The sequence below is a fragment of the Streptomyces sp. 6-11-2 genome (assembly GCF_006540305.1).
Taxonomy (GTDB): domain Bacteria; phylum Actinomycetota; class Actinomycetes; order Streptomycetales; family Streptomycetaceae; genus Streptomyces.
This window is the reverse complement of record NZ_BJOR01000001.1, coordinates 585,562-599,878: the sequence shown is the minus strand read 5'-3', so window position 1 is coordinate 599,878 and position 14,317 is coordinate 585,562. Positions and strand designations below refer to the sequence as shown.

General features: G+C 71.8%; 15 protein-coding genes. 10 read left to right on the top strand and 5 right to left on the bottom strand.

Annotated features, from left to right (window positions below; all coding sequences use genetic code 11):
• Positions 1-6: 6 nt before the first annotated feature.
• The 5 genes from TNCT6_RS02800 to TNCT6_RS02780 are packed head-to-tail and all read right to left on the bottom strand — an operon-like array spanning position 7 to position 4,504.
• Complete coding sequence (locus tag TNCT6_RS02800; RefSeq protein ID WP_141356212.1) at positions 7-855, bottom strand: alpha/beta fold hydrolase; 849 nt, start codon at positions 853-855, stop codon at positions 7-9.
• Entirely contained in the window at positions 852-1,814 is a 963-nt protein-coding gene (locus TNCT6_RS02795; RefSeq protein ID WP_141356209.1) for a beta-ketoacyl synthase N-terminal-like domain-containing protein, read from the bottom strand. Before TNCT6_RS02795 ends, TNCT6_RS02800 begins: the two co-directional genes overlap by 4 nt.
• Positions 1,811-2,944 (bottom strand): beta-ketoacyl synthase, encoded by a 1,134-nt coding sequence (locus TNCT6_RS02790; protein WP_141356207.1) that lies wholly within the window; start codon positions 2,942-2,944, stop codon positions 1,811-1,813. Before TNCT6_RS02790 ends, TNCT6_RS02795 begins: the two co-directional genes overlap by 4 nt.
• Positions 2,941-4,197 carry a beta-ketoacyl synthase gene (locus tag TNCT6_RS02785; RefSeq protein ID WP_141356205.1) on the bottom strand — a complete coding sequence of 419 codons (1,257 nt, stop codon included), beginning with the start codon at positions 4,195-4,197 and terminating at the stop codon, positions 2,941-2,943. Before TNCT6_RS02785 ends, TNCT6_RS02790 begins: the two co-directional genes overlap by 4 nt.
• Positions 4,198-4,252: 55 nt before the next feature.
• Positions 4,253-4,504 (bottom strand): acyl carrier protein, encoded by a 252-nt coding sequence (locus TNCT6_RS02780; RefSeq protein WP_141356203.1) that lies wholly within the window; start codon positions 4,502-4,504, stop codon positions 4,253-4,255.
• A gap of 345 nt (positions 4,505-4,849) precedes the next feature.
• Here TNCT6_RS02780 and TNCT6_RS02775 point away from each other — a divergent pair, with 345 nt between their 5' ends.
• The 10 genes from TNCT6_RS02775 (at position 4,850) to tdh (ending at position 14,277) form a co-directional block, all read left to right on the top strand.
• Positions 4,850-6,067: a cytochrome P450 gene (locus tag TNCT6_RS02775; protein WP_141356201.1), complete on the top strand. Its 1,218-nt coding sequence runs from the start codon at positions 4,850-4,852 to the stop codon at positions 6,065-6,067.
• A gap of 136 nt (positions 6,068-6,203) precedes the next feature.
• On the top strand, positions 6,204-6,428 hold the full coding sequence (locus TNCT6_RS02770) for an MbtH family protein (protein WP_141356199.1): 225 nt from the start codon (positions 6,204-6,206) through the stop codon (positions 6,426-6,428).
• 178 nt (positions 6,429-6,606) lie between these two features.
• Entirely contained in the window at positions 6,607-6,801 is a 195-nt protein-coding gene (locus TNCT6_RS02765) for a ferredoxin (protein ID WP_141356197.1), read from the top strand.
• A gap of 414 nt (positions 6,802-7,215) precedes the next feature.
• Positions 7,216-8,028, top strand: coding sequence for a LuxR family transcriptional regulator (locus TNCT6_RS02760; protein WP_141356195.1), 813 nt, complete (start codon positions 7,216-7,218; stop codon positions 8,026-8,028).
• Positions 8,029-8,468: 440 nt separating this feature from the next.
• Positions 8,469-10,898 carry a sensor histidine kinase KdpD gene (locus TNCT6_RS39710; RefSeq protein ID WP_172632781.1) on the top strand — a complete coding sequence of 810 codons (2,430 nt, stop codon included), beginning with the start codon at positions 8,469-8,471 and terminating at the stop codon, positions 10,896-10,898.
• Between the two features lie 77 nt (positions 10,899-10,975).
• A complete protein-coding gene (locus tag TNCT6_RS02750) occupies positions 10,976-11,410 on the top strand; it encodes a roadblock/LC7 domain-containing protein (RefSeq protein ID WP_141356193.1) in 435 nt (144 codons plus the stop codon).
• Positions 11,407-11,784 carry a DUF742 domain-containing protein gene (locus tag TNCT6_RS02745; RefSeq protein ID WP_141356191.1) on the top strand — a complete coding sequence of 126 codons (378 nt, stop codon included), beginning with the start codon at positions 11,407-11,409 and terminating at the stop codon, positions 11,782-11,784. Before TNCT6_RS02750 ends, TNCT6_RS02745 begins: the two co-directional genes overlap by 4 nt.
• The gene (locus TNCT6_RS02740) at positions 11,762-12,382 is read left to right on the top strand and encodes an ATP/GTP-binding protein (protein ID WP_141356189.1); all 621 of its coding nucleotides are present in this window, start codon (positions 11,762-11,764) and stop codon (positions 12,380-12,382) included. The genes TNCT6_RS02745 and TNCT6_RS02740 overlap by 23 nt, the downstream gene beginning before the upstream one ends.
• A gap of 74 nt (positions 12,383-12,456) precedes the next feature.
• Positions 12,457-13,050 carry a GAF domain-containing protein gene (locus tag TNCT6_RS02735; protein ID WP_141356187.1) on the top strand — a complete coding sequence of 198 codons (594 nt, stop codon included), beginning with the start codon at positions 12,457-12,459 and terminating at the stop codon, positions 13,048-13,050.
• Positions 13,051-13,248: 198 nt separating this feature from the next.
• Entirely contained in the window at positions 13,249-14,277 is a 1,029-nt protein-coding gene (gene tdh / locus TNCT6_RS02730; RefSeq protein ID WP_141356185.1) for an L-threonine 3-dehydrogenase, read from the top strand.
• Positions 14,278-14,317 lie beyond the last annotated feature (40 nt).

Below are 14,317 nucleotides of genomic sequence, written 5' to 3'. Positions count from 1 at the left end.
TTTCTGTCAAGCGGGTTGGTCGACGACCGCGGGCACGGGGCAGCCGATCGAGTCGACGAACTCACCGAGGGCGGCGGAGAAGGCGTCCACCTGTTCCACCATCGGGAAGTGGCCGGCCCCGGGGATGAACCGGCAGCGTGCGTCGGGGAGATCGGCGGCCAGCGCCGTGCTCTCGGCGGGTACGGCGGTGAAGTCGTCCTCCCCGCCGATCACCAGCGAGGGCACCGTGATCAGGTCGGTGCGCAGCCAGGGCGTGCGCAGATAGCTGCGGAAGAAGCTCAGGTAGCCGTACGGGCCGACCCGTTCGCAGACCCGCTGCGCCATGTCGCGGCGCAGCGCGGGGTCGAGCCGGGGCCCGGCCATCACCCGGATGCCCTCTTCCATGGTGCGGCGGAAGTTCTCCAGCATGTCGCCGACGACGCCGTACTCGAAGCTCTCCGGATCGCGGCGGTAGAACGGCGACACGAGCACCAGGCCCTCGATGCCGTGGCGTGCGAACGGGTCACCGTCCCGGGCGAGTTCCTCGCCGAGCAGGTCCAGCAGCAGCACGGTGGAGAAGGAGTGGGCCACCACGATTCCGGCGCCGCCGGGGACCTGCCCGAGCGCGTCCGCGACCGCCCGGGAGGCGTCCTGACCGTAGGCCCAGGCCGGTGACTGCCCGCCGCCCCAGGGCAGTTCGGCGGCCCACATATCCAGGCCGCCGGCCTCGCTCCCGGTCAACTCGTCCCACACGGAGGAGCTGTTGGCCAGTCCGTGCAGCAGGAGGGCACGGGTACCGCCCGTGGGCCGCTTGCGCTGCACCGTGCACGCCGCGCCACCGGGCCGGCCCGGCGCCTGCGGCCGGTCACGGCTCACCGGGCGTCTCCGGGGGCGAGCAGGAGGACTCCGGCCACACCGTCGTTGCCGCGGCCGGCGAGCGCGTAGAGGGGGCCGGGCTCGCCCGCGTCGAACCGGCCGGTGGCGGCGGCGCACTGCACCAGGCCCAGCGCACCGGAGAGCGCGCCCCAGCCGTCGGGCATCCGGTACCGGGGAACCCCGGCGAGCAGCGCCGCGGGCGGTGCGTCGTCGGCGGCGGTCTCCGGCGGGTACCAGCCGGCCGGGGTGCCCGAGCCGAGCGCGGCGAGGCGTCCGACGCACTCCTCGACCCCGCCGGTGCGCACGAAGCCGCCCAGGCGGGCCCTCGGTCGTACGCCGCGCGCCCGCGCGGTCTCGGCGCGCTCCAGGACCACCGCGACGGCCCCGTCCACGATCCGGTCCGCGCCGACCAGCTTGCGCACCACCTCGTTGTCCGGTTCGACCCCGACGACCAGCACGTGCTCGGCCCGTCCGGAGCGCAGCAGGCCCGCGGCCCAGCGCAGGGCGTCGAGACCCGAGGCGTCGCCGTTGCAGACGGTCAGGTTCGGGCCGCCCAGCTTGAACCGGATCGCGATCTCGGAGGCGACGATGTTGCTGGAGGCGTTGGGGCTGTCCATCGGGCTCGTGCCCCGGGTCGTCTCGGCCGCGATGGTCGTGACCACCCGGCAGACGGTGTCCGCGTTCCCGTAGTTGGACGCCACCACGACACCGACACCGCCGCCCTCGACCAGCGGGCCGTCCGCGTCCCGCAGTCCGGCGTCGCACAGTCCGGCGAAGGCCGCGCACAGACCGAGCCGGGTGGCGCGGTCCTTGTACTTCAGGCCTTTCTTGCCGAGCCGGGCGGCCGGGTCCACCGGCTCCGCGGGGAAGCCCGGTCCGGTCGCCAGGTCCTCGGTACCGGCCACTCCGGGCAGGGCAGGACCCACACCGCTGACCACGATCCGCGGGAACTCGTTCATCGGGCCGCCTCCACGATGGCCACCGCGTTCAGTCCGCCGAAGCCGAAGCCGTTGACCTGCGCCACATCGACGCGACCGGTGGCCTCGGTGGTGTGCACCAGCCGCAACGCGCTCACGTCCTCGGTGGGTTCGTCGAGTTCGGTCACCGGCGGGATCCGCCCGGTCGACATGGCCCGCAGGGCCGTGATGAGGCTCAGCACCCCGGCCGAGCCGGCGGTGTGCCCGGTCATCGACTTGACGGCGGTCACCAGCGGTACGCGCTCGTGCTCGCCGAAGACCTCGCGCAGGGCCCGTACCTCCACCTCGTCGTTGAGCGGGGTACCGGTGCCGTGCAGCATGACCAGGTCCACGTTCTCCGGTTTCACCCCGGCCCGTTGGTGCGCCTGCCTGATCGCGGCGGCGACCCCGGCCTGGAGGGGCGCGGTGGTGTGGTGGGCGTCGCAGTTCACGCCGACCGACCGCACCCTGCCGTGGATCCGGCGGTGGTCCGGCTCGCGGGCCAGCACGATCGCGCCGGCTCCCTCGCCGAGGATGGTGCCCTTGCGGTCGACGTCGAAGGGTCTGAGCCGGCCGGGCGGCTCCAGCTGGAAGGCGTCGGTCAGCCCGAACATGCTCTCCGTGATCGAGTCGGTGCCGGCCACGATCACGTGCTCCACCGCGCCGGTCTCCAGCTGGTCGACGGCGAGTGCCAGCGCGTACAGCGAGGCGGAGCAGGCGTTGGAGAAGGTGTGTGTGTCGACCGCGCCGAAACGTTCCCGAAGGGCGGTGCCGAAGTGCATCCGCTCCGCCGCGAACGCGGCGCCGTCGCGCCACCACAGCTCCAGCGACCGCAGTTCCCGCAATCCGGTGCCGACCAGGATCGGCACCTCGCGGAGGTCCTCACCGAGGCCGGCGTCACGGGCCGCCTGGCCCACCGCGTCGAGCAGGAACCCGGTCGCCCGGCCCGGCACGTCCACGCCCGGCGCGGGCCGGTCGTCGATCTCGAAGAGATGGCCCGCCTTGAACTTCGACCGGTCGAAGCCGCGCAGCGGAGCCAGCCCGCTCCGTCCGGCGCACAGGCTCTCGAACAGCTCGGAGGGGTCGCGGCCGATGCTCGCGACCGCGCCGATTCCGACGACGGGCCGGCTCATGAGGCCTGCTCCTCGTACTTGGCGAGGATCACCACGGCGTTGTTGCCGCCGAAGGCCATCCCGTTGTTCTGCACGATCCTCAGCTCGGCGTCGACGGCATGGTTGGGCACGCAGTCGACCTCGCATTCGGGGTCGGTCTCCCGGTGGTTGATGGTGGGCGGGATGAACCCGCCCTCGACGGCCAGGGCGCAGGCGATCGCGGCGAGCGCGCTGGCGGCGCCCATGGTGTGGCCGAGCATCGACTTCAGCGAGACGGTGCGCGGCGGCGCCTCGCCGTAGACGTCGCGGACCGCGCGGGTCTCGGTGACGTCGTTCGCCTTGGTGCCGGTTCCGTGCGCGGAGATCAGATCGACCTCGGACGGCTTCACCCCGGCGTTGTTCAGGGCCAGTTCCATGCACCGGGCGATGCTGCCCTGGTTGGGCGCGACCGGGTGGTCGGCATCGCAGTTCAGCCCGTACCCCAGGACCTCGGCGTGGATGGTGGCACCGCGGCGCAGTGCCGACTCCAGGGACTCCAGGACCAGTACGCCGGCGCCCTCACCGGTCAGGATGCCCTTGCGGTCCTTGTCGAACGGCCGGCAGCAGTCCGGAGCGATCGTGCCCAGCCGGTAGAAGCCGGCGAAGGTCTTGCGGCACATCGCGTCCGCGCCGCCGCACAGCGCGAACTCGACCTCGCCGGTACGCACCGCGTCGAAGCCGTAGCCGATGGCGTAGTTGCCCGCGGCGCAGGCGGTCGGAATGGTGACCGCCTCGACGTCCTCCAGGCCCAGTTCGTGCGCGACGGCCGTGGCCAGCCGGCTCGCCGGGACCCGCCGGACCACCTTCGGGTCCATCTTCTCGGGTCCGTGCTCGATCTCGGTCTCGACCAGGCGGTCGAGGTCGTGCGACTCCCCGTCGGTGGACCCGATGGAGATCAGGCCGCGCTGTCCACGCAGGACGTCCTCGCTCAGTCCGGCATGGGCCACGGCCATCCGGGCCGCGGCCACCGAGAAGCGGGTGGCGGGGCCGAGTTCGTCGACGTCCAGGGTGCGGATCCACTGGCGTGGCTCGAAGCCGACCAGTTCGCAGCCGTTGGCGTGGGCGAAACCCTCGGTCGCGAACCTGGTGATCGGCTTGGCGCCGCTGAGCCCGGCCCGCAGCCCCTCGGCGAACTCGACCGCGCCCACACCGATGCTCGAGAAGACTCCGAAGCCGGTCAGGACCACGCGATGCGCTGGTGGTGCCGACCCGTTGCTGGTTGCAGTTGCACGCATGGTCTCTCCGTCCGGTTTCGATCGGCGGTGCCGCGGTGGTACCGCTCGCTCGGGGCTACTTGCCGGCGGCTTCCGCGACGACCTCTTCCACGCCCTTGAGGTTGACCATGCGGCCCAGTTCGGCCTGGTCGATGACGACGTGGAAGTGCTTCTCCAGGGCGGCGAGGATCTCGATGGCGCGCAGCGAGTCGGCGCCGTGGTCCTCCTTGAACAGGCTGCTCTCGGTGACCTCGTCCTCCTCGAGCTCGAGAATGTCGCAGACGATTTCCTTGATTTTCACGGACGTGTTCTCCGTAGAGGTCGTCATATCGCTCCTGCTCCCTCGTGATGGTGACGCCGGCCCGGACGAGCCGCGCATGGAATGGACGAGTTCGATCACCAAGGCCGGTACGGAAGTTCCCGACGCCGTACCGGCAATTCCCGGTGGAATTCGGCGCATCACTCACACGCCTCGGCGAACGTAGCCGGGGTGAACCCGCGTTCACCAGACCGGTACGAAGAATTCGAATCAGCCATCTGCGGTCCGTCCCGGAGCGGCACATCGAAGATTCCACATCAGCGCTGACGGCCGCGCCCGGCGGGGCCAGGCTGGTGGGCCGGACGTGCCCCGCGATCAGTGCGGAGGCACCGGACGACCGCAGGGAGAGCATCGATGGCAGCCGGCGGAGCGCTTTCGAAGCACTGGATGTTCAGTGACGACTACACCCAGAACCCGTATCCGACCTTCGCCGTGCTGCGCGCCGAACAGCCGGTGACCATGGTGCGGACGCCCGACGGAGCGCGGGCCTGGGTGGTCACCCGGCACGAGGACGTCCGCAACGCACTGGCCGACCCCCGGATGAGCCGGGACATCGGGAGCCTGTACGGGGCGCTCGGCCGGCAGATCGGCAAGGAGCTGACGCCTGCCGACGAGATCACGCATCACCTGGCCAACTCCGACCCGCCGCGGCACACCCGGCTGCGCAAGGCGCTGGTGTTCGCCTTCACTCCCAAACGGGTCGCGAACATGCGCCCCAGCCTGGAGAAGGTCGTCGACGAACTGCTCGACGAGCTGGCCGGGCAGCCGCGGCCGGACCTGCTGGCCGGTCTCACCGAGCCTCTGCCGATCATCGCGATCGCCCAGTTGCTGGGCGTTCCGGCGTCCGACTGGCGGCAGTTCAAGGTCTGGTCGAACACGATGCGCTCCACCGACGCGGCCGATCCGACCGGCGTTCTCGCCGAGCACACCAGGCAACTGTCCGCTTACATGGCCGATCTGATCGCGGAGAAGGAGCGTCACCCGAGCGACGACCTCGTCTCCGCGATGGTGCACGCCGAGGGCGACAAGCTGCTGACCCCGAAGGAGATCCTCTCCACCGCGTTCGCGCTGATGACCGGCGGCAACGAGACGACCACCGCGCTGGTGACCGGCTGCTTCGTCGGGCTGCTGACCCATCCCGGGCAGGCCGCGCGGCTCAAGGCCGACCTCGACCGGATCCCCCAGGTGGTCGACGAGTTGATCCGTTTCGCCGGACCCATGATGTACACCCTTCAGCGGCTGACCCTGGAGGACGTCGAGATCGCGGGCACCACGATTCCGGCGGGCGAGATCGTGATGCTCTCCCCGGCCAGCGCGAACCACGATCCGGCGGCCTTCCCCGACCGGCCGGACGAACTGGACATCGACCGGCCGAAGCCGGCGCACCTCACCTTCGGCCACGGCATCCACTACTGCATCGGAACGCATCTGGCCCGGGCCCAGGCGGAGATATCGATCCGGCGCGTCTACGAGCGATTCCCGGACGTCCGTCTCGCCGTGCACCCGTCGGAACTGCGTTATCAGCCCGCCCTGCTTGTCAGGGCACCGGCCGCCCTCCCCGTCAGGCTCTGACATTCCTCGGCCGCTCACCCCGCTCGAAATCCAACCGTCCGGGAGGATCGAAAACACCGATACGAAAGATTTCCCGCAATCTCTTGTGGACACAACCCGGTTCAGGCGGACCGCATCGCAGGATGGAGAAGGGCATATGAGCACCAATCCTTTCGAGGACAACGACGCCGACTACTACGTGCTGGTCAATGACGAGGGACAGCACTCGCTGTGGCCGGCCTTCGCGGAGGTGCCGGCGGGCTGGACGGTCGCGCACGGCCGGGACAGCCGGGAGGCGTGCCTGGAGTACGTCAACGAGAACTGGACCGACATGCGGCCGCTGAGCCTGGTGCGCGAGATGGAGGCGGCGGCCGGCAAGTAGCCGGTGGCGGCGGGCTGATCTGTGCGCGGGGTGGTGACGGCCGCGGGGCGGTGACGCCACGCCCGCACGGATCAGCTCTTCTCGCGTCTTGGGTGTTCCGGGTGTTCCAGGTGTTCGGGGCGGTCGGGGCCCGGCCTTCGGTCCGGTCAGGTCGCGCCACTTCTCCGAGGAGGAAGTCATGAAGGTGCTCATCGACCAGGACGCGTGCGTCGCCTCCGGCCAGTGCGTGCTGACCGCGGCCGACGTCTTCGACCAGCGGGACGAGGACGGCACCGCCGTGCTGCTCGACGACAACCCGCCCGCCGACCGCGCCGACGACGTCCGGCACGCAGCCGCGGTCTGCCCGGCCCGGGCCATCCGGCTGGAGGAGTGACGGCGGACGGCGCGCACGGGGAAGCCGTCGGGGGTTCCGGCCGGTCTCCGGAGGTTTACTTCCCGGCAGAACTTTCTTTGTTCCAGGGGCCGTTGACGTGGAACATGTTGCCGAACTAGCGTCCCATCCGTTCACAGACATCATACGTGTCCCAGGTGGGCCCCCACGCCCCATGAGGGCGGGGGACTCGCGCCCAAACCGCCGGCGCCTGCCAGTCCGAATCGCGCAGCCCGGCGGCCGGCAGTGCGCGATCGGGGCGCGGGCGCGGCCTTCACCGGGCATGCCCATCGCCATACGGTCGAGCACTCAGGTGCAGTCAGATTCGGCCAGACGGGGTGAGGAATGCGGAACCAGTTCGGGGGAAGGTCGCACGAACACGGGGGAGCCGACGGGGAGGGGGCGGTCCGGCACGACATGGACAAGGCCCTCCTGGACGTGCATTCGGTGATCCTCTCCACGGTGGCCAAGCACCGGGACGGGATGTCCCGGGCACCGCTCGCCACCGGGCTGAACCCGGTCGACCCCGAGATCGTGGCCGCCGCCGTGGAATTGGCGGAAGGGGCCGGACATACCGTCGACGCCGTGGTCGCCTTACCCGCCCACGCGGAGGCCGTCTACGCGATGCTGCGTGAACTGCTGCTGAGACGCGGCGACTTGCGGGTCCGGATCCTGTGCACCCGCGCCACGCTCGACCACGACCGGGTGCGGGAGTTCGCCCGCAGGGGGCGCAAGGCCGTCCGCATCGCCCGCATTCCGCTGATGACGGCCCTGATCGCCGACGGCCGGACGGCGCTGGTGTGCACCGAGATGTCCGGCGAGCGCCAGGCGTCCGTCCTGCGGGCGTCCTCCGTGACCCAGTGCGGCCAGACCCTCTTCGACACCGTCTGGAGTCACGCGGTCGACGCCACCGCCTGGCTGGGCTTCGGCGCCCATTCCCGTGTCGAACTCGTCCAGCAGATACTCCACTACCTCCACACCGGGGCCACCGACGAGGCCGCCTCCCGTGAGCTGTCCATCTCTGTGCGCACCTATCGTCGGCACATCGCCACCATCATGGAACTCCTCGACGCCAGGTCCCGTTTCCAGGCGGGAGTGCGCGCCGCGGAACTCGGGCTGCTCACCCGCGTCCGCCCGGGGGCGGAACCGCCTCGCGGGTGTCCGCCCGCGGGATGGGCGGCGGGCGGCGGCACACCACGACCTCGCGGCGGCTACTCCCCGGTCGCCTGAGCACGGACCGACACGGCGGGTCACGGCGCCGAGTGCGCTGGTCGGGGCAGGGGAGGAGCCGAGATCGGTCCGGCCGGACGAGACCGGACGAGACCGGACCGAGACCGCATGGACGGCGGGGCCGGAGAGGAGATGCCTCTCCGGCCCCGCCGTCCGTTCATGACCGGTTCCGACCAGGTGGGATCGATGTATTTCGGTTCGCTGATGTGTGGCGGCGCGGGTGCTCGCTCTGTCGTGCGAACGCTCATACCAGAGCGGGACGCTTCCTGGGGGATTTCGTCAACCTTCCCTCTCGCTCGGTGCGTTGGTGACTACTGTGAGTGTCCGTGGGGCGACGCGGCGCCGTACACGCGCCGCTGTCGACCGGCACAGCGATGGAGCATGCCCGCTCGCGCCCCGGGCGCGAGTACACAGGCCCGACGGACCCGTACGAGGAAAAGATGTCTCACCTCCGTGCACCGGCCGCCCGCGCAGACCGCCGTGAGGGCGGGCGGCACGGGCGCCCGGTCATCCGCACCGTCCCCTCGCTGCCCGAGACCCGACTACGGCCTCAGCTGCTGCGCCTGGCGGTGCTGCCGCCGACCTCGGTCGCGCTCGGCGCCGGAGCGGCCGTGCTCTTCACCGTGCGCTCCACCGGCGCACGCCCCGGTCTCGTCCTGTGGGCCGTGCTCGCCGGAGCGCTCGCGGTCACGCTCGCGGGCATCGCGATCGCCGCCGTCGCCGCCGGCCGGGCCGCTCGTTCGGTGCACGACCGGATCGGCGTCCTGCGCCGCGGCACCGCGCGCCGCGAGGCCGAACTGCGCGCTCTCGTCGACGCCCTGCGCCAGGGCGAGGCCCCGCCGCTGCGCAAGCCGCGCGGCGGCCCGCCGGAGGGCGCCGACGAGGTCGACCTGCTCGCGGCCGACCTGTCGCGCGCCCACGACGGGGCCGTCGCCGCCGTCGTGCAGGCCGCCCAGCTGTCCAGCCAGACGGGCAGCGAACAGAAACTGGAGGTCTTCGTCAATCTCGCCCGGCGTCTCCAGTCCCTCGTGCACCGGGAGATCTCCACCCTCGACGAGTTGGAGAACGACATCGAGGACCCCGACCTGCTCAAGGGCATCTTCCATGTCGACCACCTCGCCACCCGGGTCCGCCGGCACGCCGAGAACCTCGCCGTCCTCGGCGGCGCCGTCTCCCGCCGGCAGTGGAGCAACCCGGTCTGCATGACGGAGGTGCTGCGCTCGTCCATCGCCGAGGTCGAGCAGTACTCGCGGGTCAAACTCGCCCCCCCGATCGAGGGGCGGCTGCGCGGCCACGCCGTCGCCGACGTGATCCACCTGCTGGCCGAACTCGTCGAGAACGCCACGTTGTTCTCCGCCCCGCAGACGCAGGTCCTGCTGCGCGCCAACCTCGTCACCTCCGGACTCGCGGTGGAGGTCGAGGACCGTGGCCTGGGCATGCCGGTCGGCGAGCAGGTCCGGATGAACACCCTGCTGGCCGACCCCGACCAGGTCAATGTCGCGAGCCTGCTCGCCGACGGCCGCATCGGGCTGTACGTGGTGTCCCAACTCGCCAGGCGGCACGGCATCACCGTCCGCCTGCAGACCAACATCTACGGCGGTGTGCAGGCGGTCGTCCTCGTGCCGCAGGCACTCCTGGGAACGTCAACGGGAGCCTCCGGCACGTCATTCGGGGCGCTGGACACCGGCATGCGGCCCCCGGCTCCGGCGCCGTACCCGTCGGGCGCCGTGCCGTCGCTCCCGGACGGCGGACACGGGCACGCTGTCCCGCCGGCCCTGAACGGCGGCGGCACCCACCGCGCGCCGGCCGTGTCCGGCGGTCGCGGGGAGCCCCTGCGAGGCGTGCACGGCACCGGCGTACGACGCGCGCCGAGCCCCGTCACCGGCCTGCTCGGCGGACCCGCCCGCCCCGGCGACACGCGCCGACGCGACGGCGGGATGCATCCCGTGGCGGGTGCCGACGCCCTCGACGCGCGCCGCGTCCCCGGCGCACACGGAGGCGTTCTGCCGCCGCGCGCCGTACCCCGTATGAGCGGCGCCCCCGGACCCGTCACACCTGCGTCCGGGGGCGACACGCCCATGTCTGTGCCTGGCCCTGTGTCTGGTGGCGACATGCCTTTGTCGGTACCCGCGCCGACGTCCGGGGGTGACACGCCCATGTCTGTGCCTGGGGCGATGTCTGGTGGCGACATGCCTGTGTCCGTTCCTGCGCCCATGTCCGGTGACGGCACGCCCATGTCCGCACCCGTGCCCGCTCCCAGGGGCGACACGCCCATGCCCATGCCGATGCCCGGGGGCGACACGCCCACCCCCGGACCCGGCGGCGATCTACTGCCCGCCCCCGCCCCCGCCTCGCCCGGTGACGACGTGCGGTCCGTCGAGCCCGCCGACGGCGACCACCTCGATCCCCTGCCGCGGCGAACGGCGCGCGAAGGGCAGGACACTCCCGCGGAGGCCGTGCCGGGCATCCGGCCCGCCGAGCGGGCCGCCATGGAGGCCGACGCCGGTGCGCCGCCCGTTCCGCGCGCCGGAGTGGTGCGCGGAACCATGGAGAGGCCCCGACTGCCCCGGCGACGCGCCCAGGAACACCTCGTGCCGCAACTGCGCGGTGGCCCGCTGCCGCGCCAGGAATCCGAGTACGTCGCTGGCCACGACCCCGGGCTGATGGCGGCCTTCCGGCGCGGGACGGGACTCGCCGAGTCGGAGCAGCGCCGGGAGCCGGCCGCCGCGGAGCCGGCCCGCCCGCACGACCCGCACCCCCCGGGCGGCGCCCACCCCCAGGACGCGTCCGGGGCGACGGAGGCACGGCCCGTGCTCCTGCCAGGACAGCACCTCACCCTCCGGCGCGACGGGAGTGAGCCGGCCGGATGACCAGCCCGCCCAGCCCCGCCACCACTCCCGACCCCAGCGCTTGCGCAGACCTTCGGACCCCAAGGAGTCGATCCACCATGGCGAGCGATGCGTCGACCGGCCGTGTCTCCGACCTCGACTGGCTGATGAGCGGCCTCGTGCAGCGCGTACCGCACACCACCAGCGCGGTGCTGCTGTCCTGCGACGGGCTGGTGAAGTCCGTGCACGGCCTCGACCACGACAGCGCCGACCACATGGCCGCCCTGGCCTCCGGCCTGTACTCCCTCGGCCGCAGCGCCGGCGTCCGCTTCGGCGACGGCGGCGAGGTGCGGCAGGTCGTCGTCGAACTGGACTCGACGCTGCTGTTCGTCACCACCGCCGGTACCGGCACCTGCCTCGCCGTGCTCGCCGGCCGGGAGGCCGACGCGGCCGTGCTGGGCTACGAGATGGCGATGCTGGTCAAGAGTGTCCGCCCCTACCTCGAGACCGCGCCACGGCAGCATTCCGTCGAATCCCGGGCGCTGCGGCCTTGAGCGCGGCGGCGGCCGGCGACAGGCCCTGGCTCGACGACGCGGCCGGACGGCTGGTGCGCCCCTTCACCGTCAGCGACGGCCGCACCCGGCCCAGCATCGCGTTCGACCTCATGTCGCAGGTGATGGCCACCGGAGCGACACCGCTGGCCTATCTCGGCCCGGAGCACGGCCAGGCACTCGACCTGTGCCGTGCCCCCCTCCCGGTGGCCGAGGTCGCCGCCCATCTGAAGCTGCCGGCCGTGGTGACCAAGGTGCTGCTGTCCGACCTCGTCGACTGCGGGGCGCTGACCACCAGGCCCCCCGCGTACCAACACCACCCCACCGACCGGGCTCTTCTGGAGGCAGTGCTCGATGGACTACGACGACAGCTCTGACTACGACGGCGGCCTCGATCCCTTTCCCACCGCCCTGAAGATCCTGGTGGCGGGAGGGTTCGGGGTGGGCAAGACCACCTTCGTCGGCGCGGTCAGCGAGATCGCGCCGCTGAGCACGGAGGAGTTGCTCACCACGGTCAGCGCGGCCACGGACAACCTCGACGGCGTGGAGAACAAGGTCGAGACGACCGTCGCGATGGACTTCGGCCGCATCACCCTGGACCCGCGGCACGTGCTCTACCTGTTCGGCACGCCCGGCCAGGAACGGTTCTGGTTCATGTGGGACGAGCTGTGCGAGGGCGCCCTGGGCGCGGTGATCCTCGCCGACACCCGCAGGCTGGAGGAGTGCTTCGCCGCCGTCGACTTCTTCGAACGGCGCGGCCTCGCCTTCGTCGTCGGCGTCAACGAGTTCGACGGCGCCCACCGCTACGACCCCGAGGAGGTGCGGGCGGCCCTCGACCTCGACCCGAGGACCCCCGTGGTCCCCTGCGACGCCCGTATCTCCAGCTCGGGCATCCAGACCCTGCTGACCCTCGTCCGGCATCTCATCGCCCACGCACCCGCCGTCCCGGCACAGAGCCAGGGCGCGCACAGGTGACCCCGGCACACTGACCCCCGCACACCGTCACGGAGCCCGTACATGACATACGCCGACAGCGACGGAGCCCGGCCATGAGCTACGACCCGCCCCGCCCGGCCGGTCGCCTGCTGCTGACCCCCGAGGACAAGGACGCCCCCGCGCGCACCGAGCGACTGCGGCGGCTGGGTCTGGGGGAGCGGCCCGAGCCGGCCCTGGACGCCTTCGCCGACCGCCTCGCCGCGTTCACCCGGGCGCCGTACGCGATGGTCAACTTCCTCGACGAGGAAGGGCAGTTCTTCGCCGGACTGCACCGGCCCGAGCGCGACGTCCTGACCGTCGACAGCGTCGAAACCGGCGGCGACGGAAGCCGGCGGGAGGTGGGCCGCCGTCTGGCCCGCGACCACGGTTTCTGCCCGCATGTCGTGGTGCGACGCAAGGCGCTGGTGCTGGAGGACGTCAGCGACTACCCGCGGTTCGCGGGCAACCCGATCGTCGACGAGTTCGGCATCCGCTCCTATCTGGGCGCCCCGCTCATCGACAGTACGCAGATGGTGCTGGGCACGGTGTGCGTCGTCGACGTCGAGCCGCGGCCGTGGGGCAGGGAGGGGCTTCGGACCATCAAGGCGGCCGCGGCGGAACTCGCCCCGCGGCTGGAGCGCCGGGATACCGAGGGCTTCCTGTTCTGACGGCCGGGCGAAGGCCTCGCACCGCGCGTGAGCGCGCTCGCGGACGGCGTGAAGCGGAGCTGTGGCCGCGCTTAAGAAATCCTCGATGGACCAGCGTGCCGCCGTACGGCAGATTGCTACCGGAATCCACCCCTCTCCCCGGACGCGGGCTGCCCCGGCATGCCCGGCCCCGGGGCCGGAACCACAGGAGCGGTAGCGTTGAAGGCGCTGGTCAAGCAGAAGGCTGAGCCCGGGTTGTGGCTCGCGGACGTCCCCGAGCCCGCCATCGGACCCGGCGATGTACTGATCAAGGTCCTGCGGACCGGCATCTGCGGCACCGACCTCCACATCCGGGCCTGGGACGGCTGGGCCCAGCAGGCGATCCGCACCCCGCTCGTGGTCGGGCACGAGTTCGTCGGCGAGGTCGTCGAGACCGGTTCCGGCGTCGCCGACATCAAGCCCGGCGACCGGGTCAGCGGCGAGGGCCACCTGGTGTGCGGCAAGTGCCGCAACTGCCTGGCCGGACGCCGCCACCTGTGCCGGGCCACCGTCGGACTCGGCGTGGGACGCGACGGCGCGTTCGCCGAGTACGTCGCCCTGCCCGCCGCCAACGTCTGGGTGCACCGCGTCCCCGTCGACCTCGACATCGCCGCGATCTTCGACCCGTTCGGCAACGCCGTGCACACCGCGCTGTCCTTCCCGCTGGTCGGCGAGGACGTCCTGATCACCGGCGCCGGCCCGATCGGCCTGATGGCGGCGGCCGTCGCGCGGCACGCGGGCGCGCGCAACGTCGTCATCACCGACGTGAGCGAGGAGCGGCTGGAGCTGGCCCGCAAGATCGGCGTGAGCCTCGCCCTCGACGTCTCCCGGGACACGATCGCCGAGGGGCAGCGCACGCTGGGCCTGCGCGAGGGCTTCGACGTCGGCCTGGAGATGTCCGGCCGCCCCGAGGCGATGCGCGACATGATCGCGAACATGACGAACGGCGGCAAGATCGCCATGCTCGGCCTGCCCGCCCAGGAGTTCCCCGTCGACTGGGCCCGCGTCGTCACCTCGATGATCACCATCAAGGGCATCTACGGCCGGGAGATGTTCGAGACCTGGTACGCCATGTCGGTGCTGCTGGAGGGCGGCCTCGACCTCGCCCCCGTCGTCACCGGCCGGTACGGCTACGAGGACTTCGAGGCGGCCTTCGCCGACGCCGCGAGCGGCAAGGGCGGAAAGATCATCCTCGACTGGACCGTGTGACCGCGTACCCCCTTCTTCCGCCGCTCTTCTGCCGGCACCT